Source organism: Agromyces italicus DSM 16388 (assembly GCF_000421545.1).
Lineage (GTDB): Bacteria > Actinomycetota > Actinomycetes > Actinomycetales > Microbacteriaceae > Agromyces > Agromyces italicus.
In genome coordinates this window covers 18,991-44,349 of the sequence record NZ_ATXF01000004.1, presented here as the reverse complement: position 1 = coordinate 44,349, position 25,359 = coordinate 18,991, and the positions used below count along the sequence as shown (strand labels likewise).

At 71.0% G+C, this 25,359-nt stretch carries 14 protein-coding genes and 1 tRNA gene; 3 read left to right on the top strand and 12 right to left on the bottom strand.

Going from position 1 to position 25,359, the window contains the following annotated elements; translation table 11 throughout:
* Nucleotides 1-9 precede the first annotated feature (9 nt).
* From H516_RS17515 to H516_RS17510, 8 genes are all read right to left on the bottom strand, one after another.
* Entirely contained in the window at nucleotides 10-5,361 is a 5,352-nt protein-coding gene (locus tag H516_RS17515) for an Ig-like domain-containing protein (protein WP_022887786.1), read from the bottom strand.
* A gap of 121 nt (nucleotides 5,362-5,482) precedes the next feature.
* Nucleotides 5,483-6,700 (bottom strand): fibronectin type III domain-containing protein, encoded by a 1,218-nt coding sequence (locus H516_RS0100585; RefSeq protein WP_157432106.1) that lies wholly within the window; start codon nucleotides 6,698-6,700, stop codon nucleotides 5,483-5,485.
* Entirely contained in the window at nucleotides 6,697-10,695 is a 3,999-nt protein-coding gene (locus H516_RS0100580; RefSeq protein WP_022887784.1) for an Ig-like domain-containing protein, read from the bottom strand. The genes H516_RS0100585 and H516_RS0100580 overlap by 4 nt, the downstream gene beginning before the upstream one ends.
* 32 nt (nucleotides 10,696-10,727) lie before the next feature.
* Entirely contained in the window at nucleotides 10,728-11,441 is a 714-nt protein-coding gene (locus H516_RS0100575; protein ID WP_026378255.1) for an FHA domain-containing protein, read from the bottom strand.
* Nucleotides 11,438-13,108 (bottom strand): serine/threonine-protein kinase, encoded by a 1,671-nt coding sequence (locus H516_RS0100570; RefSeq protein ID WP_022887782.1) that lies wholly within the window; start codon nucleotides 13,106-13,108, stop codon nucleotides 11,438-11,440. Before H516_RS0100570 ends, H516_RS0100575 begins: the two co-directional genes overlap by 4 nt.
* Nucleotides 13,108-14,310: an FHA domain-containing protein gene (locus H516_RS0100565; RefSeq protein ID WP_022887781.1), complete on the bottom strand. Its 1,203-nt coding sequence runs from the start codon at nucleotides 14,308-14,310 to the stop codon at nucleotides 13,108-13,110. Before H516_RS0100565 ends, H516_RS0100570 begins: the two co-directional genes overlap by 1 nt.
* Entirely contained in the window at nucleotides 14,303-15,175 is an 873-nt protein-coding gene (locus H516_RS0100560) for a PP2C family protein-serine/threonine phosphatase (RefSeq protein ID WP_022887780.1), read from the bottom strand. Before H516_RS0100560 ends, H516_RS0100565 begins: the two co-directional genes overlap by 8 nt.
* Nucleotides 15,176-15,298: 123 nt before the next feature.
* Nucleotides 15,299-16,336, bottom strand: a complete 1,038-nt coding sequence (locus tag H516_RS17510) for a TerC family protein (RefSeq protein WP_022887779.1) — start codon at nucleotides 16,334-16,336, stop codon at nucleotides 15,299-15,301.
* A 209-nt stretch (nucleotides 16,337-16,545) separates the two neighbouring features.
* On the opposite strand from H516_RS17510, the gene H516_RS17505 reads away from it, so the two are divergent.
* On the top strand, nucleotides 16,546-17,247 hold the full coding sequence (locus H516_RS17505) for a TIGR00645 family protein (protein WP_022887778.1): 702 nt from the start codon (nucleotides 16,546-16,548) through the stop codon (nucleotides 17,245-17,247).
* Nucleotides 17,248-17,444: 197 nt separating this feature from the next.
* On the opposite strand, the gene H516_RS0100545 is transcribed toward H516_RS17505, so the two are convergent.
* A tRNA-Glu gene (locus tag H516_RS0100545) sits at nucleotides 17,445-17,517 on the bottom strand.
* 99 nt (nucleotides 17,518-17,616) lie between these two features.
* Nucleotides 17,617-18,519, bottom strand: coding sequence for a diacylglycerol/lipid kinase family protein (locus H516_RS0100540; protein WP_022887777.1), 903 nt, complete (start codon nucleotides 18,517-18,519; stop codon nucleotides 17,617-17,619).
* Nucleotides 18,520-18,591: 72 nt separating this feature from the next.
* Between H516_RS0100540 and H516_RS0100535 the strand changes: the two genes are divergently transcribed.
* Entirely contained in the window at nucleotides 18,592-19,230 is a 639-nt protein-coding gene (locus H516_RS0100535; protein WP_022887776.1) for an MBL fold metallo-hydrolase, read from the top strand.
* 339 nt (nucleotides 19,231-19,569) lie between these two features.
* A complete protein-coding gene (locus tag H516_RS0100530; RefSeq protein WP_022887775.1) occupies nucleotides 19,570-21,726 on the top strand; it encodes a YhgE/Pip domain-containing protein in 2,157 nt (718 codons plus the stop codon).
* A gap of 54 nt (nucleotides 21,727-21,780) precedes the next feature.
* Here H516_RS0100530 and H516_RS17500 read toward each other — a convergent pair whose 3' ends face one another.
* Nucleotides 21,781-24,183, bottom strand: a complete 2,403-nt coding sequence (locus H516_RS17500; protein WP_022887774.1) for a transglycosylase domain-containing protein — start codon at nucleotides 24,181-24,183, stop codon at nucleotides 21,781-21,783.
* Nucleotides 24,184-24,330: 147 nt separating this feature from the next.
* Nucleotides 24,331-25,263: a cytochrome b/b6 domain-containing protein gene (locus H516_RS17495; RefSeq protein WP_245561681.1), complete on the bottom strand. Its 933-nt coding sequence runs from the start codon at nucleotides 25,261-25,263 to the stop codon at nucleotides 24,331-24,333.
* Nucleotides 25,264-25,359 lie beyond the last annotated feature (96 nt).

Genomic DNA, 25,359 nt, shown 5'->3' with positions numbered 1-25,359 from the left:
TCGGGCGGGTCACCAGGTGTTGTAACCGAGGTTGTTCCACTGGGCTCCGCTGATCGAACCGAGTGTCACCGAGGTGCCGCCGCTGATGTTCTCGAACCTGACGGCGATCGTGTCGTTGCGCTGGCCGAGGTGGTTCTGCAGTTCCAGCCGGCCGCTCGAACCCAGCCCGTTGTAGACGCCCCGGTACGACCCGACGCCGGAGCCGCCCGCCATCGCGTACACGCGGTAGTTGCCGGGGTTCAGGTTGTTCCAGCTGATGCGCACCCGCGCGCAGCCGCCGCCGCCGCTGTCGCACGCCATGCTCGCACCCTTGCCGATCGTGCCCGACGGCTCGGGCGGCGGCGGCTTCGTCGGCGTGGCGCGGTTCGACGTCGCCCACGGCGAGCAGCCGCGCGCGTTGCACGCGCGAACGTCGTAGCGATAGGTGGTGCCGTTCGAACCGTTCGCGCTCGCCGACGTCGCCCCCGTCTGCCCGGTCGCGCTGCCGCCCTCGCGGTAGGCCCAGTCATAGCGGGTCACCGCACGACCGCCGTTGTCGGACGGCGCGGCCCAGCTCATCGACAGGTTGCCGTTGCCGTTCTGCGAGGCGGTCAGGCTGACGCTCCGCGGCACGCTCGGCGCACCGTACGGCACACCGCTCATCGAGTTCGATGCCTCGGACGGGCCGATTTCGTTGATCGCCCGCACGGTGAAGCTGTAGGACGTTCCGTTCGCGAGATTCGGGATCCGCTGCGGGCTGCCGTCGGCGTTCGCCCCGAACCTCGCCTGTTTGCCCGCGTAGGAGACGATGTACTCCTCGATCGGCGAGTTGTTCGTCGCATTCCCGCGCCAGGTCAGATCGACGTAGCCGTCGCCCTCGACGAGCCGGGTCAGCGTCGGCGCATCGGGCTCGTCGCGCACGATCACTTTCACGCGCCCCTGCACCTCGCGAGCCGGGTCCATCGTGGCGTCCCCGATGCGATAGATGACGCTGAGCTCACCCGTGAACGCGGGGCCGGTGCGCACGGTGATGCCCGTCTCGGTGTGGCTCACCGTGGCGTTCGAGCCGACGTTCAGCGAGTCGATCTCTGCGGCGACGACCCGCAGCTTCTCGCCCTCGGCGTTGAACGGGTTGAAGTCGTTCGCGAGCACGTCGACCGGCTGCGAGTCGCTGCGCGTCATGTCGATCGGTCCGTCGTCGTTCGCGGTCGGCTCGGCACGAGTCGACGAGACGACCTTCACGTCGACGTAGCCGGGCACGGTGAACGACTCGAACCGGAGGTCGAAGGTGAGCCTCGTCGAGGTGCCGGGCTGCACGCCGAGCTCGGCCGACATCGTGAGGGTGCCGCCGTCGATCGAGGCCTGGATGTCGTCGGTCGTGCCGCCGAGATTCGTGTACTCGACCCGTTCGATGTTGTCGGGGTTCGGCTGGAACGTCGAGGAGCGCAGGTCGACCTGCCACGGCTCCTCGCCCGCCTGGATCGTCTCGTTGCGCGGCGTGAACGTCGGCGGGGTGTCGTTGAAGTTCGGGTCGCCGACGGTGATCGGAATGGTGAGGACCGCTTTTCGTCCGATCGGGTCGTCGGCGCTCGTGCCGTCGGTCACCTCGAAGGTCACGGCGGCCGAGCCCCGGTAGTCCTGCTCGGGCACGTACTGCAGGGTCTGGCCGTCGACGAACGGCGACTCCCCGGCGTTGGTCGCCGACGCGGTGAGGATGAGCGGCGGCTTGCCGGAGGGCACCACCACGATGTCGTTCACGTTCCACGTGATGCTGCCGTTCATCGGCACGACGATCTCGCCGAGCTCGGCGAGGTGCGGCGCCGGGAACTTGGCCTTCTCTTCGGCCGCGAGCTCTTCGGGGGTCTTGGGTCGCTGCGTCTCCTCGACCGGCTCCTCGCCGCCCGGGATCGGCGGCACGATCACGAAGGCCTTGGCGTCGAGTTCGTCGAGCTCGTTCTCGAGGCGGAACGCGACGGCGAACCGCTCGCGACCGGGCTTCACATCGATGCTGCCGTCGTTCAGCACTTCGGCACGATCGGCGTTCGGCCCCTCGACCGTGACCGACAGGTCTTCGACGAGGCCGCCGGGGTTCGTCGCGTCGTTCAGTGGCCGCACGTTCACCCGGTCGCCGTCGACGACCTCTTCGGGTTCGATGACCTGGTCTTCGGCGGTCGGCGGCAGGATCTTCGCGTCCTTCGAGACGGCGATCTGAAGGAAGGCGGCATCGGCGCCGCCGTGACCGTTCGAGATCTCGTAGCGCAGCGTGTAGGCGCCCTCGGTCTCGGGCGCCGTGACGACGACCCGCCGACGGTCGCGGACCTCGGCCTCGATGCCGTCGTCGACGTCGGGCAGCCCGGCGACGTGCAGCTGGTAGCCAGAGGGGTCGGAGTCGTTCAGCAGCACCTCGACGCCGACGGTGCGGCCCGGCTTCATCTCGATGGTGTCGTCGACCGCCTTCGGCGGCAGCTGCACGGCGGGCCGCGGGATCACGCCGATGCGCACGACCCCGGTGGCCTTCGCTCCGCCCGTGTCCTGCACCTCGTATTTGAAGGTGTCGGTGCCGGCCGAGCCGGTGAGCGCCTCGTAGGTGATCGAGGTGCTCGTGCGCTCGATGATGCGGCCGAGGGCCGGGGGCGTCGAGATGCCGGTGAGCACGACCGAGTCGCCGTCGGGGTCGATGCCGTCGAGCGGCACATCGATCTTCACGGCCGACCCTTCGAAGGTGCGCGAGGTGAGCGGGGTCGGCAGCGGCGCGCGGTTGTTCTCGGGGTCGGGGCCGATCACGGTGAATCGCACCGTCGCGCGTGCGGTCTGTTCGAAATCGTCGCCCACGGTGTACACCGTGCTGTAGGTGCCCGGAGCCTTCGGCGCCTGGAATCGGACCGCGTCTTCGCTCACGAAGGCGAGCCCGCCCTCGGCGTTCGTGTTCGCGAGCTCGGGCAGCACGTGGATGGCGGCGGCGTCGGGGTGGTAGTCGTTGTCGAGCACCGGCACCGTCACGATGTCGCCGGCTCGCACGTTGACGCTGTCGTCGGCTGCGACGGGAGGCTGATGCTTCACGAGCGGCGGCACCGGAACCACCGCCACCGATGCGGTCGCGGTGTTCACCCCGTCGGAGATCGTGTAGGTGAACTGGAGCTGGCGGTCGATCGCCTCTGAAGCGGTGACCCGCGCGACCGTGTTGGTGAGGATCTCGACCGAGACGAGGTCGTCGGTGGCGGAATCGTCGACCGACTGCACGGCCAGCACGCGGCCCGACGGTGACACGTCGTTCGCGAGCAGCGGCACCGTCGTCGGCTCGCCTGGCCTGAGGTAGGCGGTGTCCTTCACGGCGATCGGGGGCGGCGCCTCGCCGGGCGCCTCGTTCACCTGCACGCGGATGAGCCCGACGCTCACGGCCGTGTCGGCCGCGAGGTTGTAGAGGAAGACGTACTCGCCGGGCTCGTTCGCCGAGAAGGTGACCGTGCCGCGCTCGAGGTTCGGCGTGATCGACGGCCCCTCGGGCACCTCGTCGAGACCGACGAGCGTGAGCGGCGCGCCCGAGGGCGTCAGGTCGTTCGCGAGCGGTTCGATCGAGACCGATTCGCCCGCGAACACCTGGGCGAAGTCGGGCGTGCCGACCGGGTTCAGGGTGCCCGTCGGCTTCACCTCGACGGTGAGGGTGCCAGCGGCCTCGGTCTGCCCGTCGGAGACGATGTACTGCACCTCTTTCGCGCCGAGTTCGCCCGACTGGTGCGCGAAGGTCACGAGCCCGTCGGGGCTGAAGCGCACCGAGTCGCCGCTCGTCGGCGAGGCGTTCACGAGGTAGACGTCGTCGCCGTCGGGATCGTTCCAGTCGGCCAGCACGTTGTACGAGATCTGGCGGCTCTGCTCGACGCTCGTCGCGCCGTTGCGCATCGAGATCGGCGCTTCGTTCTCGCTCGGCGGCCTGACGCGCACGTTGACGGATGCCTCGGCCTTGCCGCCGCGCCCGTCGTCGACGGTGTAGCGGAACGACGCGGTGCCGGCCGCCCCCTTCTCGGGCGTGAACTGCAGCGCCCGGCCGCCGTCGATGAGCTCGAGCCGCCCCGCGGCTCCGCTCGCGGCAGGCAGCTCGGCGACCGTGAGCACGTCGCCGTCGGGATCGGTGTCGTTCTCGAGGACCTCGAGGATGGTCGTGCGCTCGGGGCGCACCCCGTACTCGTCGTCACGGGCGAGCGGCGGCCGGTTGATCGGCCCGCGCTCGGCGAGGGTGTCTTCGAAGTTCTGCTGTGAGCTCTTCTCGTCGCCCTCCTCGTCTTCCGACTCCTCGGGCGGCGTCACCTCCTCCCAGTTGTCGACGAGTCGGAGGTCGGAGTCGACCAGCCAGGCGTTGCCGTTGGAGAGGTTGTTGAGCACGATCACGTCGCGATTGACGCGGAATTCGAGCCGGGCCCCTGCGGTGCGCTGCTCGATCGCCTGCGACCGCGGCTCTGCCCCGTCGCACGCCGCGAGGTAGCGCGCCGAGGCCGACCAGGCACCGTGGGCGCAGCCCTCGAGCCAGACGGGCGCGGCGACCTCGCTCGCCTTCGCGGCCGGAGTGTCTCCGCCGTTGGGAGTCGAGGTGACCGCCCCGCCGCCGAGGGGGACGTCGAAGAGCGCGTCGGCGCCCGCGACGAGCACGGTGTCGTGCTCGGCGCCCGACTGCTGGAGCCGGAGCCCGGGGGCGGGCAGTTCGACGGCCTTGCCGTCGACGATCACCCGGTTCTTCTTCTCGTCGAGGATGACGGCGCGTTCGCCGACCGCCGTGAGCTGGTGGCCCGCGAGCTTCGGAACCTCGCGCTTCACCGGCTCGTGATCGAGCGCGATCGTGTACAGCGCACCCTTGCCGGGCTTCGTCGCGAAGACGGTGCCCTCGCCCGAAACGGCGACCTGCGCCCCCTCGCCGAGCTTCAGGAGCGGGTCGGTGCCTGCGGCGTCGAACGACAGGGCGGAGCCGGCGAGCACCGTCCACAACTCGCCCTTCGGCGAGAGCACCGCGAGCACCTCGCCCCCGTACGCGACGGTCGACCCGGGCGGCACGTCGATGCGCTCGGTCAGGGTCGTGAACGAGGGGTCGATGCGCTCGATCGAACCGATGCTGCGGTCGTAGAGGAACGCGTCGTCGCCGTTCTGGAGCACGTCGAACTCATTGGTGGCCGTGCTGACCGCGGCGTCGAGTTCGCCGATCGGGCGGTTCAGCCGACCAGCGAGCAGGTCTTTCGCATTGGTCACCCACACGTCGCGCGCCCGGAGGTCGGGGTCGGTGACGGGGAAACCCTGGTGCAGGACCGCGAACGTGAGCGGCACGCCGGCGAGGAGCGTCAGCGCAAGGGTCGTCGCGGTGGCCTTGCGCGTACGGATCCACGAAGCGAAGGTTCCCACCACTGCTCCCTGGATTTCACGACGGATTCTCGGGGCGACCGGCCCCCACAACGGGGTACACGCTAACACGGGCCTGCGACGACGTCACATGGGGAGTCATCCCCATCGAGCTCGTCGGCCCTCAGCAGGCCGGGATGGAGCGCCCGGGCCTGTTCGTGTGGTCGGCGTACACGAACCAGCCGTCGTAGGCGCCGCTCTCGGAGGTGAAGTACAGCCAGTGCTCCCCGTTCTGCTGCGAGTAGCACCATGCATCGATCACCGTGCCGGGCGCCAGCGCACCCTGCGGCTGGAACGAGCATCCGCTGTCGCTGTTCCAGGGCCCGTCCGGGTACGCCGACCCCGGCTCGGGGCAGGTCGGCTGCGTGATCGTCGTCGAGTAGTGCGTCGGCGTCCACGGCGGCGGCGCGGTCGGCGTCGCCGGGTTCGAACTCGTCCACCCGCCGCATCCGCGCGCGTTGCAGGCCTGCACCTCGAAGGTGACCTGCGTGCCGACGCCCATCCGGAAGTTCACCGCCGTCGCCGTCGTCGTGCCTGAGGTTCCCCCGCCGAGCTGCCGCCAGCGGTATTCCCCGATGCCGCGCCCGCCGTCGCTCGCGGGCGGCGACCAGCTGAGCGTCATGTCGCCCGTGCCGTTCGTCGTCGCACTGAGGCTCGCGCTCGCCGGGGCGGCCGGGACGCCGTACGGGCGGACGGCGACGCTCTCGGGCGAAGGGGTCGAGTTGCCGACCGCATTGCGCGCGGTCACCCGGAACGCGTAGTCGGTGCCGTTCTGGAGCCCGGTCACGGTGTAACTGCCCTCGCGTGGGACCGTCAACTGCCCGCCCGGCCACGAGATGGTGTAGTCGAGGATCGGCGAGTTGTTCGATGCGGTCGAGTCGACGGTCACCGTCGCCCGGCCGTCGCCTTCGCTCGCGCCGGGTGCCCGCGGGCGATCGGGCACGTCGACGATCGACAGCACGACGCGCCCCTGCACCTGCCGCGTGCGGTCGCGGGTCGCATCCTGCACCGTGTAGACCGCGCTCAGCGTGCCCGTCGCGCCGGGCCCGGTTCTAATCTTCACCGTCTCATCGGTGAACGCGATGTCGGCGGACTCCCCCGCACCCGAGCGATCGAGCACGGCACCGACGACCCGCAACGGCTCGCCATCGGCCGCGAACGGATTGAAGTCGTTGGCGAGGACGTCGAGCTCGATCGTCTGAGAGGGGCGGAAGGTGCGCTGTTCGGCCCCGTTCGGGTCGTCGGCGGTGCGCGCAAGGGGCCGGGTCGAGGATGCCACGACCACGACGATCTCGCCCGGCACGACGAACTCGCCGAGCGACACCTCGAACGTCAGCGTCACCGTCGTGCCCGGCTGCACCCGCGCGGTGCCATGACGGTGAGCTCTGAGCCGGCGAGCCCCGCCTTCACCTCGCTCGTCGCGCCCGACAGACCGCCGAACGCGAGCTGCTCGACGAGATCGGGGTTGGGGTGCGACGCCGAGTCGCGCAGCTCGATCGTGAGCGGCTCCTCACCGGCTTCGATCGTCACGGTCTGCTCGGTGAAACTCGGGGCGACATCGGCGAGATCGGGATCTCCGACGGTCACGGGGAGCGTGAGCAGCGCCGAGACGCCGTCGGGGTCGGCCTCCGAGGTGCCGTCCGTCACCGCGAAACTCACCGACGCCGGGCCCCGGTAGCCCTTCGCCGGGGTGAACCGCAGCGTCTCGCCGTCGATCTTCACCTCGGAGCCGTCGCCGTTCGTCGCCGAGGCCGAGAGCACGAGCGCCGGGCGGCCCGACGGCACGGTGACGAGCTCGGCGACCGACCATTCGATCGGCGTGTCGAGCGGCGTCTGCTGCGGCGCCAGCTCGTTGAGGTAGGGCGGTGCGGGCCGCGTCTCGCGTTCGCCGTCGGGCGCGGGCGGGACGATGATGAACGAGGTCGTCGCGAGGCCGTCGACCTCGTTCGTGAGCCGATAGGCGATCGCGCGACGCGCCTCGCCTGCGCGCACCCGGACCTCCCCGCCCGGCAGCAGCTCCGCGGCATCCGTGCCTCTCCCCTCGAGCGAGACGACGAGGTCCTCGATCCGGCCGCCGGGGTTCTCGGCTCCCTCGAGCACGTCGACGACCGCCGCACGGCCGTCGACGACGTCGTCCACGGCGACGAACCGATCGACCGAGCTCGGGTACGCCGGCCGGGCGTCGTCGGTCACGAGCACGTGCAGGAACGCGGTGTCGACACCGCCGTGGCCGTTGTCGATCCGATACCGGATCGTGAACGCGCCCTCGGTGTCGGGCGCCTCGACGACGACGCGATCGTCGTCGACCTCGGCCGCGATGCCGTCGTCGACCTCGACCAGCTCTTCGTCGATCTCGAGCCGGTAGCCGTTCGGGTCGGAGTCGTTGCGCCATACCGGCACGGAGGCGACTCGCCCCGGCATGATCTCGACCGTGTCGTCGACGGCGTTCGGTGGCGCGTCGGTGCCGGGGCGCGGGATCACCCCGACGCGGATGGTCCCGGTGGAACGTTCGCCGCGCGTGTCCTCGACCTCGTACTCGAAACTGTCGGTGCCCGACATGCCCGGGTACGACTCGTACTCGATGCTGCCGGTGTCGGTCGCGGCGATCCGCCCGAGCTTCGGCGTCGAGGTGACGCCCCGCAGCGCGACGGAGTCGCCGTCGGGATCGAGGCCGTCGAGCGGCACGTCGATCTTCACGGACGAGTCGGCGAAGGTGCGGGTGGTGAGCGGCCGTGCGTTCGGCGCGGCGTTCGTTCCCCCGTCGTCGACGACCGTGAACCGTACCGTGGCGACGGCGGTCTCTCGGGAGGGATCCGTGAGCCGGTAGTCGACCGAGTACACGCCGGGCTCATCGGGCGCCTGGTAGCGCACCGTGTCGTCGCTGACGAAGGCGAGCCCACCCGCCGCGGCGTCGTCGACGAGCTCGGGCTCGACGGTCAGTGGCGCGTGATCGGGGTGGGAGTCGTTGTCGAGCACGGGCACCGTCACGATGTCGCCGGCCCGCACGCGCACCTCGTCGTCGACGGCGACGGGCGGCTGATGCTTGACCAGAGGCGGCACCGGAACGACGGTGAGGCCCGAGGTCGTGCTCGCCCGCCCGTCGCTGATCGTCACTTCGAGCTGAAGCTGCTCGGTGAGCGCCGACGACGGGGTGATGCGCACGACCGCGTTCGTCAGCACTTCGACGGCGAGCCGGCCGTCGGCCCCGTGCGTGTCGACCGCCTGCACCGCGAGCACGTCGCCGCTCGGCGAGACGTCGTTCGCGAGTACGGGCACCGAGACGGGCTCGCCGGCGCGCAGGTAGGCGAGGTCGGTCACGGCGATCGGCGCGAGCGGCTCTGCGGGCAGCTCCGCGACATCGACGCGGATCAGTCCGACGCTCGCGCTCGAGCCCGCGCCGAGCTGGTAGAGCACGGTGTAGCTGCCGGGCGTCGGTGCGGTGAACCCGATGGTGCCGCGCTCGAGGTTCGGGACGACCTCGGCACCGTCGGGCACCTCGTCGAGGCCGAGGAGCGCGAGCGGTTCGCCCGAGGGGCTCTGGTCGTTCGCGAGCGGCTCGACGAGCACGGTCTCGCCGGTGAACGTCGCCGCGAAGTCGGGGGTGCCGACCGGGTGCAGTTCGCCCTTCGGCTTCACCTCGACCGTGAGCGTGCCGGTGGACTGGTCGACCCCGTCGGAGACGACGAAGGCGACCTGCTTCTCGCCGAGCTCGCCCGAGGTGTGCGTGAAGGTGAGCTCGCCGTCGGGCGCGAAGCTGACCGCGTCATCGCCCTTCGGCGACGCCGAGACGAGGAAGACGGCGTCGCCGTCGGGATCGCGCCAGTCGCGCAGCACGTTGTACGAGACGCGCTGGCCCTGCTCGACGCCGATCGCCGCACTCCGCGACGACGCCGGTGCCGTGTTCTGCCCGAGCGGGCGGACCGCGAGGTCGACCTGCGCTTCGGCGACGCCGCCCGGCCGACCGTCGCTCGCCGAATAGCGGAAGCTCACCGAGCCCTGCATGCCGTCGGCGGGCGTGAACTGGAGCGCCCGCCCGCCGTCGATGACCTCGAGCACGCCTCGCGACTCGGGCACCTCGCCGGTCGAGGCCACGGCGAGCACGTCTCCGTCGGGATCGGAGTCGTTGTCGAGCACGGGGATGATCGTCGAGACGCCAGGGCGCACGCCGAAGACGTCGTCGCGGGCGAGCGGGGCCCGGTTCTCCTCCGTGCGTTCGGCGAGCGTGTCCTCGAAGGACTCGGTCGCCGACTCCTCGTCGCCGTCCTCGGTCTCCTCGTCCTCGGGCGGGGTGGCCTGCTCCCAGTCGTCGACGAGGCGGAGTGCGGAGTCGATCAGCCAGGCGTTGCCGCCCGTGAGGTCGTTGAGCGCGATCACGCTGCGATTGACGCGGAACTCGAGTTCGACGTTGTGCGTCGGGCGGTCGAGTTCGACCGTCCGGGCCTCGCCGTCGGCGCACGCGACCGCGTATCGGCCGGCCCCCGCCCACGCCCCGTGCGCGCACCCCTCGAGACGCACCGGTGCGGAGACGTCTTCGGCGTCGGCCAGCTCGCCCGTGATCCCGACGTCGATGCGTCGGACCGCACCGCCTTCGAGCGGCACCTCGAGGAGCCCTGTGCCGGTCGCCACGAGCGCCGCCGCGTCGTCGGGGCCGGTCTGCTGCAGTTCGAGCGCCGCCTCGGGCAGATCGACGGTCGCCTGGTCGGTGATCAATCGGTCTCGCTCGAGGTCGAGCACGACCGGGTGTTCGCCCACCGCGGCGAGTCGGTGCTCGCCGAGTTCGGGCAGCTCGATGCGTTCGGATGTCTCGGCGCCGACCCCGATCCGGAAGAGGGCGCCCTCGCGCGGCGAACTCACGAACACGGTGCCGTCGCCCGACACCGCGAGTTGCGCCCCCGCACCCGCCTCGACGATCGTCGGCGCGGAGGCGGAGTCGAAGGCGAGCGGCGCGGCGGCGTCGAGAATCCAGACGTCGCCCCCGGGTGAAGCGACGGCCAGGAAGTCGCCGCCGTACGCGACGCTCGAGCCCGGCGGCACCTCGGTGCGCTCGACGAGCGTGGTGAACGAGGGGTCGATCCGCTCGATCGCGCCGGCCTCGGCATCGTGGAGGAAGACATCGTCGCCGTGCTGGTAGACCTCGGTTCGGCGAGACGCGGTGTTCACGGCGCCGTCGAACTCGGCGATCGGCTTCGAGAGCCGCCCGGCGAGCAGGGCGTCGCCGTTCGTCACCCAGACGGTCCGCGCATCGAGGTCGACATCGGTGACGGGGAACCCGTCGTGCAGCACCGCGATACCGAGCGGGACCGCGGCGAGCAGGGCGAGCGCGGTGATGGATGCCACAGCGCGACGCCGTGCGCTCCGAAGGGGTGGGATCACGCGTGCGGGACTTCGGCGTCGTCGACCGCGCGATCGAGCATCGGCAGGTCGTCGGCGCTCACGAGGCGGGTCGCCACGGCGTACTCGACGAGGCGGGCGCGACGGTTCGTGGCGAGCTTGCCCCGCCCGCCGCGCAGTCCGTCGACGCCGATGCGGTCGAGCTTCTCGCACACGTTGTCGAGCTTGCGGTTGAACGTCGTCATGCTCCAGCCGAGGCGGGCCGCCGCCTCGGCCGAGGTGGGCACGGTCGCGCGCCCGGCCGTCGGCTGGGCCAGAACGTGCTCGGCGAGCGCGACCACGAGCAGCCGCTGGCTCGTCGTCAGGGTGACCGGCATCACCGTGGTGCCGCCGTCGGCGGGGGTCGCCGTGAGCGAGGTGTTGTAGAAGTCCTCTTCGGCATGCACGGTGAAGTCGTAGGTCGTCGCGCCGGCGCTGAACATGACGTGCACGGTCTGGAAGACGAGGGGCAGCTTCGCCCCCGGCGCGACCCAGGCCTGCACGCTGCCCGTCGCATCGGAGACCGTCGCCGACAGCAGCTGCCCCACGTTCGAGAGCCACCAGAGGCCGTACTCCGACGACAGGGTGAGGAAGGTGCGGTGCAGGTACGGGTTCTCGTCGATGGTGAGGTCGGAGTCGCGCCCGATCGTGAACGGCTCGCCGGCCTCGACCGTGTACCACTCCCCGCAGTATTCGACGCGCAACGGCCTCATCCGGAGCATCCCCTCGCCGGTTCGGAGGTCTTGCTGCCGCGCTGCACCTGCACATCGATGCAGACGACGCCCCCCGCATCGTTCACGACGGTGATCGTCGGGCCCTCGGAGACTTCGGTCGAACCCGTTCCGTCGACGCGCTTCCAACGGTAGCGGTCACCCTCTTCGGCGTCGTCGTGTGCGACCTCGAAGACGGCGGAGGTGCCGTCGAGGCCGGCGAACTCGACCGTCGGCGCCGGCACCGTCGCCTCGATCACCGCGTCCTCGCCGCTCGTCGACGAGGTGGGCTCGGGCTCGGGCGCGGCGAGCGTGCCCGAGAGTGCGATCGCGATGCCGACGACGGCCGCGACGACGATCGCGGCGACGATCGCGACGACCGCACCGACGCGCGAGCGTCGAGGCGCCCTGGTCTCGGTCGGCGCCGACGCGGTGCCGGAGGCCGGGGCCGCGCCCACTGGGCGGATGACGGTGGCGTCGGGCGCCGGCGCGGCGGCGCCGCGGGTGCGGAGCATGGTGGCGTCGTCGACCGCGGGCGCCGGAGCTTGTGCGGCGAGCTGCTGCGGCGAGCGGGCGAGGGTGCGGTCGTCGTCGACGGGCGGCGGCGCGATCGGCGCGGGCGCGACCGGCACGGCGGCCACGGGCGAGGGCGCGACGGGTGCCTGCGCCGCGACGGTCTTCACCGATCGGGCGCGAGTCGCGTCGGCGCCGTCGTCGTCGGGCTCGGCCTCGCGCGCAGCGGCGAGGTTCGGCACCTCGATGTTCGTCGCGGCATAGCCGAGCTCGAGCTCGACCCGCTGGAGGGCGCGCGCGAACTCGACCGCACTCGGATAGCGATCGTCGCGACGGGTCGCCATGCCCTTCGCCAGCACGGCCGCGAGGCTCGCGGGCACATCGGTTCGGCCGATCGGCGTGATCGCCCCGCGCTCGATCCGGCCCATGAGGTCGAGCGAGCCGTTGGAGCGCCCCGGGATCTCGAACGGGGTGCGCCCGGCGAGCAGGGTGTGCACCGTCGCCGCGAGCGAGAAGACGTCGCTGCGCGGGTCGGGCTTCGGGTCGTCGTCGAACATCTCGGGCGGCGACCACGGCACGCTGAGCCCGACCGCCGACTGCCCGGTGCCCGACGCCGAACCGGTCGCACCGAGCTCGGCCACCGTGACCGTGTGCACCGGCAGCTCGCCCTCGAGATTCGACGAGATGCCGAAATCGGTGAGCGCGGGCCAGCCGTAGTCGTTCGTGAGGACGTTCGCGGGCTTGATGTCGCGGTGCAGGATGCCGGCGGCGTGCGCGGTGGCGATCGCGCCGGCGAGCCGCACGCCGGTGCGCAGCGCGTCTTCGACCGAGAAGGGCTCGCGCTTGTACCGTTCGGCCAGGCTCGGGCCCGAGCAGTACTCCATGACGAAGTACGGGCGCCCGTCGGCCGAGACGTCGGCGTGGAAGATGGTGACGATGAAGGGGTGCGCCGAGAGCTGCGCCATGAGGTTCGCCTCGGCGACGAACTGGGCGCGGGTGTCGCGGCCGAGCTCTTCGGTGAGCAGCACCTTGACGGCGACCTTGCGGCGCGGCAGGCGCTGCTCGTAGAGGAAGACGTCGGCGAAGCCGCCCGAGCCGAGCAGGCCGAGCGAGTTGTAGCCCGGAAGCTCGGGCGGTGTCGAGGTGGCTCGCCGCATCAGTCGCCCACCACCTGGATCGTCCAGCCGCCGCCGAGGTCGACGACGGTGCCGATGAGCACGGGCGTCGGCTCTCCGGCGCGGAGCTTCACCGGTGCACGACCGGGGGCGACCACGAGCGTGCCGTTGCGCGAGTGCAGGTCGGTGACGACGACGGTGCCGCCCTCGAGCGCGAGGCGCACGTGACTGCGCGAGATGTCGGGATCGCCGTGCCCGATCGTGACGAGCCTCGGCAGACGACCACCCGAGACCTTGCTGACGCTCGGCGAGCGGCCGAGCACGATCTCGTGGCCGAGCGGTTCGAAACTGCCGTCGGGCATGCGCACGCGCACGCCCGGCGATGCCGGCGTCGGGCGCGCCGGCGCCGCACCCGTGGCCGGACGGGCCGCATCGCGCTCGGCGCGCAGGCGCCGGATGTCGGCGCTCGCGACCGTCATGCCGTCGTGGTCGCCGGGGGCGAAGGCAGCGGACACGCCCTCGCCGACCGGCCGCGCGATGGTCTCGTCGAGATCACCGACGACGGCGGGCGTCGGCACGACGTTCGGCGCCGCCACGAGCGGACCCCCGGTCGCCTCGGGCGGACGGATGAAATCGGTGACCCCGACGATGGTCTCTTCTTCGACCGGCGCGATCGTGTGCTCGGAGACCCCGAGCAGCTCGACGTCGTCGACCTCCGCCCCGGGATTCGCCGGCGCAGCGGCGGCCGAGGTCGCCAGGGGCTTCGGAGCGACGCCGATGTCGCCCGTCGGCGCGGCGCCCGGCACGGCGACGGCCGCCGCGGCCACCACGCCGTCGAGGATCGGCAGCCACGAGGCGCCATCCGTGGCATCCGTGGCATCCGAGGCTTCTGCATGGACGATCTCGACGCGCTCGGCGTCGTCGACGAGCCGTTCGGTCCACGTCGAGACGGCGGCGCCCGACACGACGACCTCGCCCGCGACGACCTCGAACGCTCCGCGCACGATGATGCGGACGCTGCCGAGGCGCTCGCCCGCGGACTGCCAGGTGAGGAAGGCGAAGTCGGGGGTGCGCCCGAGACCGTCGGCCGTGAGCCGCTCGAGCACCGCGTTCGTCGCCTCGCGGTCGAGCACCGACCACAGCTCTGCGGCCACCGGCGCAGCCGACTCGCCCGCGACGACGAGCACGGCCCCCGTCCGCACGGCGGCGACGGCCCCGCTCGCGTCTGCGCGATACTCAGCCATCGTGTCGCCCCTCGTCTCTCGGCCTCGTGACTTCGATCGACTCGTCGCCGCGGTCGCGCGTCGAATCGGCGTCGTCGTCATCGCCGCCGATCTTCGATTCGACGACGACGACGCTGATGTTGTCGCGTCCGCCGTGCGCGAGCGCGGCATCGACGAGTTCGCCCGCCATGCCGGCGGGGTGCGCGGCGTCGCCCGCGAGGATGGCGGCGATCCGCTCGTCCTCGAGCTCTTTCGTGAGCCCGTCGGAGCAGACGAGGAAGACCTGTCGACCTGTGGCCGGGATGAGCCATACGTCGGGGTCGACGACGTCGTCGGCTCCGAGCGCTCTCGTGATCACGTTGCGTTCGGGGTGGCGTTCGGCGTCGTCGGGGCTGATCAGCCCCGCGTCGACCAACTCTTGCACGGCGGAGTGGTCGACGCTCACCTGCTCGAGCGCCCGGCCGCTCCACGAGTAGATGCGGGAATCGCCGATGTTGAACGCCATCCAGTGGTAGCCGCCCGCATCGCCCGCGTCGACGAGCGCGACGCCGGCGAGCGTGGTGCCCGCCACGGCCGTGCCCTCCTCGCCGCGGTCGCTCAGCGCGCGCACGGCCTCGTTCGAGCTGTGGATCGCGTCGAGCACCTGCTCGGGTGACGGCGGCGTGCCCGGCTCGACATGGCGCCGGAACGTCTCGACGACCGCCTGGCTCGCGGCATCGCCCCGCGCGTGGCCGCCCATGCCGTCGGCCACGAGATAGACCGGCGACTCGGCGAACACGGCGTCTTCGTTCACGCTGCGCACGCGCCCGATGTCGCTCCGCGCGGAGTGCGCGATGAGCGCCGAACCGCGGGTCAGAGCGACGACACCCTCGACATCACCTGGCACGGTTCTCCTCGATAGGGCGGGCGTGGTCGGGACGGCAGCCCGAGCGACGCCGCCGGGCGTCGCCCGTCAACGGTAGCAACTCCTGCGCCGCAACGCCGTCACCTGTGGAGAACGGAGCCCGGGTCAGCGGCCCGAACGCTCGGAGTCCTCGGTGAAGTGGGGCACCTCGTCCATCAGCTTGTGTCCACGGCGCTTCGCGTCGACGCGGGCCTTCACGAGGCTCGCCACGGTGGCGACCGCCATCGCGGCGAGGATGACGCCCAGGGACATCCACGTGGAGATCTCGGGCGCCCACTCGATGTGCTCGCCGCCGTTGATGAACGGAAGTTCGTTGACATGCATCGCGTGGAGCACGAGCTTCACGCCGATGAACGCGAGGATGAAGGCGATGCCGTACTTCAGGTACTCGAGGCGCTCGAGGAGGCCGCCGAGGAGGAAGTAGAGCTGGCGCAGGCCCATCAGGGCGAACACGTTCGCGGTGAACACGATGAACGCCGACTGGGTGATGCCGAAGATCGCGGGGATCGAGTCGAGCGCGAAGAGCAGGTCGGTCGTGCCGATCGCCACGAAGACGATGAGCATGGGCGTGAAGAAGCGCTTGCCGTCGATCGTGGTGCGGAGCTTCACGCCGTCGTACTCGTCGGTGAGCCTGACCCGCTTGCGGAGCAGCCGCACGATGAAGGTCTCGCTGTCTTCGTCTTCATGGTCGCCGCGCACCTGCTGGATCGCGGTCCACACGAGCCAGGCGCCGAAGATGTAGAAGATCCAGCTGAAGTTCTCGATGAGCGAGGCGCCGAGCAGGATGAAGATGCCGCGCAGCACGAGCGCGATGATGATGCCCACCATGAGCACCTCCTGCTGCAGCTTCCGCGGCACGGAGAACCTCGCCATGATGATCACGAAGACGAAGAGGTTGTCGATCGAGAGGCTGTACTCGGTCAGCCAGCCGGCGAGGAACTGCCCGCCGTGCTCGGCGTCGCCGAGCCAGAACATCATTCCGGCGAAGACGAGCGCGAGCGCGACGTAGAAGGCGACCCAGAGCGTCGACTCCTTCATCGAGGGCACGTGCGGGCGCTTCAGCACGAGCAGCAGGTCGCCGATGAGGATGAGCGTCAGCACGATGAGCGAACCGACTTCGAACCAGACGGGGAGTTCGAGCACGTTGGACCTTTCGGAGTTCTGGGGACGACGGAATCCGAAAGTCTCTCCCGGGCTGTTCGCACAGCTTCGACGACCGGAGCGGCTGCGATGGCGCTCGTACTGACGATCGTGAATCGAGGCACAGCCTCGCGGGATACTCCCCTTCGCTCCGGCGAGTCTAGTCGAAATCTCGGCCACGTAGACTCGTACCCCCGATCCGAGGAGAGAACTTGAGCGCCACGAAGACGCCGCCACCCGCCCGCCAGTACCGCCCGACCCCGGGCTCCGCGCTCGTCGGGTACTCGATCTTCGCGAGCCGCTGGTTGCAGGCGCCGCTCTACCTCGGGCTCATCGTCGCCCAGGTGGTCTACGTGTGGGTGTTCCTCAAGGAGCTCTGGCACCTCATCGACGGTGTGTTCTTCGCTCAGGACCACGCCCTCGGCGAGGCCGAGATCATGCTCCTCGTGCTCGGCCTCATCGACGTCGTCATGATCGCGAACCTGCTGATCATGGTGATCATCGGCGGCTACGAGACCTTCGTCTCGCGCATCAACGTCGACGGCCACCCCGACCAGCCCGAATGGCTCTCGCACGTGAACGCCAACGTGCTCAAGGTCAAGCTCGCGATGGCGATCGTCGGCATCTCCTCGATCCACCTGTTGAAGACCTTCATCGAGGTCGGAGGCATGCCCGAGAACGGCACGACCGGCGACGGCACCGACAAGTACACCTCGACCGGCGTCATGTGGCAGGTCATCATCCACTGCGTGTTCATCCTGTCGGCCCTGGCGCTCGCACTGATCGACCGCATGTCGTACCACAAGGTCGCCCCGCACGAGGTGCACGACGGCGTTCCCGTGGCCTACCCCGACGCCCGCAACGGCCTCGCCGAGGTCGTGGGCGAGCCCGCCCAGGCGACCGCGCGGCACTGACCGATCGCGGGTGCCGCCTCGCGCGGCACCCGCGATCGCGGGTCACGGCGCGGATGCCATGGGCTCGGGGACGTCGACCCTGGCCGGCCCGTCGTGCACGACGGAGATCTCGGGGCACAGCCCTGCGCGAGACATCCCTGCCGTGAAACGACGAATGCCCCCGCCGAAGCGAGGGCATTCATCTGTTGTCGAACTCGTGACCCCAGCGGGATTTGAACCCGCGCTGCCGCCGTGAGAGGGCGGTGTCCTAGGCCGCTAAACGATGGGGCCGTGCATCTCAGAACTTCTCGTTCTATTTTCGACAACTTGAAGAGTATGACACACGTTTCCGGCACTTTCCAAATCGAGCGACGGCCCCGATCGTGCTGCTCAGGCGAGCACGCTGAGCGCCGCCGGGACGACCCTGACGGAGACCGGCGGAGCACCGATCCGCTCGCCGTCGGCGTAGGCCACGACGCCATCCGCCTCGATCGTCACCTCGCGCGCCGTGACGAATTCGACCGCCGGATGGTCCACATGCTCACCCGCGAAGACCTTCGGGAACACGCCGGCCAACGCCGCACGCGAGAGCGGGTGGACGATGAAGACGTCGAGCCGCCCGTCGGTGAGATCGGCGTGCGGCACGATGCGCATGCCGCCGCCGAGCGAGGCGTTGTTCGCGACCGAGACGAGCATCGCCCGCTGCTCTCGGCGGACGCCGTCGATCGTGAGCACGTACGTCCGCGGTCGGAACGTCGCGAGCTCCCGGAGGATCGCGAGTGTATACCTGCTGGGGCCGCGAGGCCGGGTCATCCGGTTCGCCCGTTCGTTCACGACCGCGTCGAATCCCGCCGAAACGACCCCGGCGAACCAGGTGTCGACGCTGCCCTGCCGCACGACTCCCGCATCGATGGTGCGGGCAGGCACCCGCAGCTGCGCGACGAGGCGCTCGGTTCCGGCCGACGGGTCGCCGATGGGCAGTCCGAGCCCACGCGCGAGATCGTTGCCCGTGCCCGCCGCGACGATGCCGAGCGGCACCGTCGTGCCCGCGACCAGATTCACCCCGAGCGAGGCCATGCCGTCGCCGCCGACCACGACGACGGCGTCGGTGCCGCGGGCGAACGCCCGCTCGGCCTCGCGACGAAGCAGTTCGAAATTCGCCTCCCTGAGCATGGCGACCTCGTAGCCTTCGCGCAGGAGCCGCTCGACGACCGCAGGGCCGACGGCACGGTTGCGCCCGAACGACGCCGCGGGGTTCACGGCGACCAGCAACCGCTCGGGAGTTCGATCCATGGGGCGATTCTGGCAGCGATTCGCGCGGTGGCGCGCCTTGCGCGTCCGACGGGTGCGGTGTTGGCTCGGAGCATGCGCCTCACGAAACTCGAACACGCCGCCCTCGTCATCGAGCACTCCGGCGACAAGCTCTACCTCGACCCCGGCAAGTTCACGACGCCGATCACCGAGTCGTCGGGTGCCGTCGCCGTCGCCGTCACCCACGAGCACGACGACCACTGGACACCGGATCAACTCGAGCGCATCGTCGAGCAGAATCCCGAGGTGCGCCTGTTCGGCCCCGCTGGAGTCGCCGCGGCCGCCGCCGGCCTTCCCGTCGAGGTCGTCGCAGCCGGCGACCAAGTCGAGATCGGGCCGTTCCGCCTTCGGTTCTTCGGCGGCCGGCACGCCGTCATCCACCCCTCCATCCCGGTCATCGACAATCTCGGGGTGCTCGTCAACGACGCGCTCTACTACGCGGGCGACTCGTTCACCGTGCCGCACGGCGTCGCCGTCGACGTGCTCGCGGTGCCCGCGGGCGCGCCCTGGATGAAGATCAGCGAGGCCATGGACTTCATCGAGGCCGTCGCGCCCCGGCGGGCGTTCCCGACGCACGAGATGCTGCTGTCGACCGCGGGCAAGGCGCTCTCGAATCTCCGCCTGGCCTGGGCGACCGAACAGCACGGCGGCGAGTACCTCCCGCTCGAGCCCGGCGACACGCTCGACTTCTGAAACCCGGCGCCCGCCCGCGCCGCACTGTAGGGCGTCGACAAAGGCTCACGACCCCGGCCCGCGAACCGTTGTCGATCGGCACAGAGATTCCGCGGCATCCGTTGAGGGAATATCGCGCGCTGCTACGTTCAGGGCACCTCAGGCGCACCGCGCCACCGCGGCGCCACGGCGGCTCCGCACCGGCGGGGCGTCGGCTCCCCTGAGTACGCGGGCGCGACCCGACCAGACAGCGCCCGCATCCCGATGACCTGCACCGTCATCGTCCTGCACCCTCCACTTCCGGGCGTCTGCGCGCGTCGTACGACGTGCCGTCGCGCCCGGGCGACCACAGGAGTCTCAATGACGAGAATCGACCCGACCGCGCATCGCCACGGCAACGGCATGAAGGTCACGGCCGTGATCCTCGCGATCGCCCTCATCGCCCTCGCGGCGTTCTTCATGCTCACGACGGGCGCGCTGCACTCCGGCGCCACCCAGCTCGCGTCGGGCGCCGGCCAGGCCGGCGACGGCTCGACGAAACTCGCCGCGGGCACCCAGCAGCTCTCCGGCGGCGCCGGCGAACTCGAGGACGGTGCGGCGAGCGCCGCGGAAGGCGCCGAGAAGGTCTCGGCCGGCGCCACCTCGGCCGCAGCGGGCGCCGAACGACTCAAGGCCGGTGCGGAGAAGAGCGCCGCAGGCGCCCTCAAGGTCTCCGACGGTGCCACCCGCACGGCCGGCGGCGCGGCAGAACTCGATGCCGGCGCCGGCCGTCTCGTGACCGGCGCAGGCGACCTCGACGCCGGAGCGGTACGACTCGAGGACGGCACCGACCAGCTCGTCGCCGGAGCCGGGGAGCTCAACGGCGGCGCCGCTGCCGCGGCCGACGGCGCGAAGCGACTGAGCGCAGGCGTCGGCCAAGCGGCCGGCGGCGCCGCCGAAGTCAGCACGGGCGCTGGAGCCGTCGATGCCGGCGCCGACGCCCTCGCCGCCGGCGCTGGCCGGACGGCCGGCGGCGCAGCGAAGTTGAGCTCGGGTGCCGGCGTACTCGACACCGGCGCCAAGTCCCTCGCCGTGGGCGCAGGGCAGGCCGCCGGCGGCGCAGCCCAGCTCAGCGCAGGCGCTGGCACGCTCGCCGAGAAGACGAGCGAACTCGCGTCGGGCAGCTCAGCGCTCGCCGACGGGGCCGCCCGCCTCGCGCAGGGGGCAGCTCAGCTCGCCGGAGGCCTCGGTCAGACCAAGACCGGCGTCGAAGGGCTCGCCACGGGCACCGGCTCGCTGCGCACCGGTGTCGCCTCGCTGAAGACGGGCGGCGAGGATCTCGCCGTCGGCGCCGCGTCCACGCACAGGGGCGCGTCCGCCCTCGCCGACGCGAACACGAAGCTCGCGACCGGCCTCTCGGGCCTCTACGACCAGCTTGCCGCCGCCGGCGCCGACGCGAACCTCCTCGCATCGGTCGGGCAGCTCCGGGACGGCTCGGTCGCGGCCCGCGACGGAGCCGTCCGGCTGGAGACCGCGACGGGGTCGCTCGCCGCCGGTTCGGCCGCGCTGTCCGCCGCCGTCGCCGATGCGAAGGGTGGCGTCGACGGGCTCCACGCCGGCGCGGCGAGCCTCGCTGCCGGCATCGGCGAGCTCGCCGAAGGCGGCACCGCTCTCGCCGACTCATCGGCGGAGCTCTCCTCAGGCGCCGCGGCGATCGCCGCCGGGTCCGGCCAGATCGCCGCAGGCACCGGCACCCTCGCAACCAAGTCCGGCGAACTCGCCACCGGCACCGGCACTCTCGCCCTCGGCGCGACGTCACTGGCCACGGGCACCGGAGACCTCGCCCTCGGCGCGAAGTCGCTCGCCACGGGCACCGGAGACCTCGCCCTCGGCGCGAAGTCGCTCGCCACGGGCACCGGGGAGCTCGCGGTCGGCGCGAAGGATCTCGCCGCAGGCACCGGTACCCTCTTCGGCAAGTCGCGTGAACTCGCGGCGGGCAACGGCCTGCTGCTGAGCGGCACGGAGCGGCTCCGCCAGAGCTCGGGTCTGCTCGCCGCCGGCGCCGACGGGCTCCTCGCAGGCACGAACCGACTCGTCACGAAGTCGGGCGATCTCGCCGCAGGCACCGCGCGCCTCACCGAAGGTGCGCAGTCGCTCGCGAACGGCGCCGGCGAACTCTCGGCGGGCGCGAGCACGCTGAGCGCCGGCGCCGGCGACCTCGCCGCGGGCACCGGAACACTCGCGAACGGCGCCGCGTCGCTCTCCGCAGGCGCCGGAGAACTCGCGGCCGGCAGCTCGACGCTCGCCGCCGGCGCGGACGAACTCGCGAACGGTGCGGAGGAGCTCGACGCGGGCAACGGCAAGCTCGCCGACGGCACCGCCACGCTGGCCGACGGCACGGCGAAGGTCGCGCCCGCATCGGTCGCCCCGTGGCTGCTCGTGCTGCTCGGGCTCGGCGCAGCCGCGATCGCAGCCTGGATCGTGCACCGGGTGCGATTCCGCAGGGCGGAGTCGAACACCGAGGCCGCCGCGGTCTAGGAGGATCCACGATGGGGCGGTCGAGCGATGCTCGACCGCCCCATCGTCGTCGGATCAGCCTCCGCGCCCGCCCCCGCCACCGCGACCACCGCCACCCCCGCGGTGGCCGCCGTCGCCACGACCGCCACCGCCCCGATCGCCGTCACCGGCGCCGCTTCCGTCGCCTCCGAAGCCGCCGCCTTCCGCAGGTTCGCCCGCGCCCGTCCCCGCCGGTTCGGCGCCCTCGTCGGACTCCTCGTCGCCGTCGTCGCCCTCACCGGGCGACTGGAGCGAGGGCGGCCGGGCGACGACCGGTCCGGGGCCGAGCTCGCGGAATCCGTGGCCCCCGTACTTCGCCGCGGCGACGGACATCACCGCCGGCCACATCCGGTGCCGCGCCGTCGCCGCCTCCCCGCTCGCGAACGTGATCCCCCGTTGGTTGGCGTCGCCGTTCACGCTCACGACGGCCGCGACCGTCGCGACCTCGGTGCTCGCACCCGCCATCCACGTGTCCTTCGCGCCGTCGGTCGTTCCCGTCTTGCCGATGAGCGGGACGTAGGGCACCGTGTTGCTGTTCGACTCGTACGCCGTGCCGTTCATGACCCGGCTCATGCCGTAGTGCATGCCCGCAGCGACGTCGGGCGAGACGGATGCGGTGCACGTCGACTCGGGCACCGGCACCTCCTCGCCGTTGCGTCCGACGATGCGTTCGATCGCGATCGGCGTGCACGTGACCCCGTCGTTCGCGATGCCGGCGAACGCGATCGCGAGACTGAGCGGGGCGACCTCGTTCGTCCCGATCACCGAGGCCGGGTTCTGGTTGAGCGGATCGCCGTCGGCCCGGTGCATCCCGAACGCCTCGGCGGTCTTGCGGATGCCGCAGAGATCGAGCTCCTTCGCCATGCCGAGGTAACCCGTGTTGATCGACTGCGTCGTCGACTCGAGTGCGGTGTAGGCCCCGCCCGACTCCCCCTGGTCGTTCTTCGGGTTCCAGTTCTCGCCCGAGACGTCGACGTTGCCGAGGCAGCTGTCCCGGAACACGCCCCAGTTCGAGCGCGGCTTCGAATCGACGCGCTCGCTGAGGCCGTGCCCCTCCTTGAGCCACTGGGCGAGCGTGAACACCTTGTAGGTCGAACCCGGCTGGAAGCCGCGCGAGCCGCCGTGCGTGAAGTCGGTGTTGTAGTTGATGCTCTCGTACTGCGCACCTGAGGCGAGGACGGCGGGGTCCTGGCTGTAGACCTTGTTCTGCGCCATCGCGAGCACGCGTCCGGTGCCGACCTGCACGCTCGAGATGACGCCGCCGACGTCCCAGCCCGGGAAGGTCTGCGGCACGTTGTCACCGAGCGTCTTCACCGCCGCGGCCTGCAGATCGAGGTCGAGCGTGGTGTACACGTCGTAGCCGCCCCGCCGGAAGTTCAGCATGCGGGTCTCGGCGTCCTCGCCGAACGTCGGATCGGTCTGGAGGATGTTCTTCACGTAGTCGCAGAAGTACGCGCTCGCTCCGGCGGTCTGACAGCCGGTGCTCGGCTCGGTGATCTTCGGTTCGACGGGGGTGGCGATGGCCTCATCGTGACGTTCCTGCGTGATCTTCCCGAACGCGAGCATCCGGTCGAGGATGTAGTCGCGGCGCCCGTGGTTGTCGGCGTAGCCGTCGGCCGAACCGTTCCGCTCGTTGCCCGGCCGGTCGATCCTGAACTTCTCGGGGTTGTTCACGATCGCGACGAGCGAGGCCGCCTGGGCGAGGCTCAGATTTGACGAGGAGGCGCCGAAGTAGTAATTGGCCGCAGCCTCGATTCCGTAGACCGTGCCCCCGAACCCGGCGATGTTGAGATAGCCGAGCAGGATCTCGTCTTTCGTGTACCGCTTCTCGACGCCGATCGCGAGCCGCATCTCCTTCACCTTGCGGTCGATCGTCGTCTCGGTCACCGCGTCGTAGCAGTCGTCGCGCGACGCATCCTCGGGCATCAGCTCGCACTGCTGCACGCGCACGTTCTTGACGTACTGCTGGGCGATCGAGGAGCCGCCCTGCGTGTCCCGTCCGCTCGCGGTCGTGGCGGCCGCGCGAAGGGTGCCCTGCATGTCGATGCCGCCGTGGTCGTAGAAGCGCGGGTCCTCGCTCGCGATGGTCGCGTCCTTCACATCCTGGTCGATCGCCTCCCAGCCGACCTCGACCCGGTTCTGGTCGTAGAACGACGCGAGCAGCACGGGCTTGCCGCCGGCACCCGTGGCGTAGATGTTGCTCTTCTCCGAGAGCTCGCCGATCTCGAGATACCCGGGCAGATTGTCGAACATGCTGATCGTGCCGGAGGCGGCGAGCCCGACCATCGCGATCGAGGGGGTCACCGACACGACGACGAGCGCGGCGACCGCGGTGCTCGCGAGGATCAGCCCGACGAATCCGCCGATGACTCCGCCGGGCGTGCGCGTCTCGGCGAAGTCACGGTTCCGCTTGTTCCGCGTCGCGGTCTTTCCGACCACCTGACCGCACCCCCTCCCCGCGCTCGGCAGTGCGTTCGAGAGCCCCGGAAGAGCAGGGTCCGTCCTGCGCTGTCACTCAATGACACCGCAGGCCGGGCGACTTGTCCAGCACCAACCCGTTCGTCTCTCGGCGGGGGTCCCGCCGGCTCAGCGCCGTGCGGCGGTGCGATTCGGCACGGGCGGGGCCTCCGGCATCCGGCGCACCTGCCCGAAGCGCTCGGCCGCAGGCACCAGCAGCAGAGGGCGCGCGAGCACCCACCCGCCGATCATGACCACGATCGAGACGGCGAAGATCGCGAAGCCGACCCAGTCGTCGGACTCGCGCGACGCGTACATGTGATTCAGGTTGCGCAGCGCCCCCGTCGCGAGCACGAGGACGACGTGCGCGAAGGTGAAGAGCAGGAAGAACAGCATCACCGGGTAGTGCAGCGCCCGCGCAGTGCGCTCGGGCAGTGCCGTCGCGAGCCGGCCCTGGAGCGGCCAGCCCGGCGAGAGCCGGAGCCCGGTGAGGATGGCGAGCGGGGAGGCGATGAAGACGATCGTGAAGTACGCGAGCACCTGCGCGTCGTTGTACGAGACCCACGAGTTCTCGGTCGGCCAGTCGAGCGAGAGGTACTGGAGCACGACCGAGATCGAGCCCGGCACGACGTCCCAGCTCGTCGGCACGATGCGCACCCACTGCCCGGTGGCGAAGAGCAGCACGACGTAGACCACGCCGTTGAGCACCCAGAACGCGTCGACGACGAGGTGGAGCCATACCGAGATGCCGAGGCGGCGCGGGGCGCCCTTCGTGCGCGGCCAGCGGGTGTTGTCACGGGTCCAGAAGGCGGGGGGCCGGGTCTTCGAGCGCACGATCAGCCCGGTGCGCACCAGCATCACGAGGAAGAAGGCGCTGAAGAAATGCTGCCATCCGAGCCAGGCCGGGATGCCGACGGGCGCACCGTCGGGCAGGGGGCTGTGCCCCGGGTATTCGGCGATGAAGCCCTCGACCGCCGTCAGCGTGCGCAGGCCGCGCGCCGCCAGCACCGCGACGGCGAGCAGCACGACCGTGCCGCCGGCGTAGAGCACGGCTCGTTTCACGGAGAGTCCCCGTGACCTGGGGCGCGAGGAAGAGGGCACGCTTCTCAGCGTGACAAAGCGCCGCAGGCGGCGCAAGTTCACACTGTCACGTGACGG

Coding starts and splice junctions, on each gene's coding strand:
- H516_RS0100575 (WP_026378255.1), bottom strand. CDS start 11,441: ATGAGGCCGTTGCGCGTCGAATACTGCGGGGAGTGGTACACGGTCGAG.
- H516_RS0100570 (WP_022887782.1), bottom strand. CDS start 13,108: ATGCGGCGAGCCACCTCGACACCGCCCGAGCTTCCGGGCTACAACTCG.
- H516_RS0100565 (WP_022887781.1), bottom strand. CDS start 14,310: ATGGCTGAGTATCGCGCAGACGCGAGCGGGGCCGTCGCCGCCGTGCGG.
- H516_RS0100540 (WP_022887777.1), bottom strand. CDS start 18,519: ATGGATCGAACTCCCGAGCGGTTGCTGGTCGCCGTGAACCCCGCGGCG.
- H516_RS0100535 (WP_022887776.1), top strand. CDS start 18,592: ATGCGCCTCACGAAACTCGAACACGCCGCCCTCGTCATCGAGCACTCC.
- H516_RS0100530 (WP_022887775.1), top strand. CDS start 19,570: ATGACGAGAATCGACCCGACCGCGCATCGCCACGGCAACGGCATGAAG.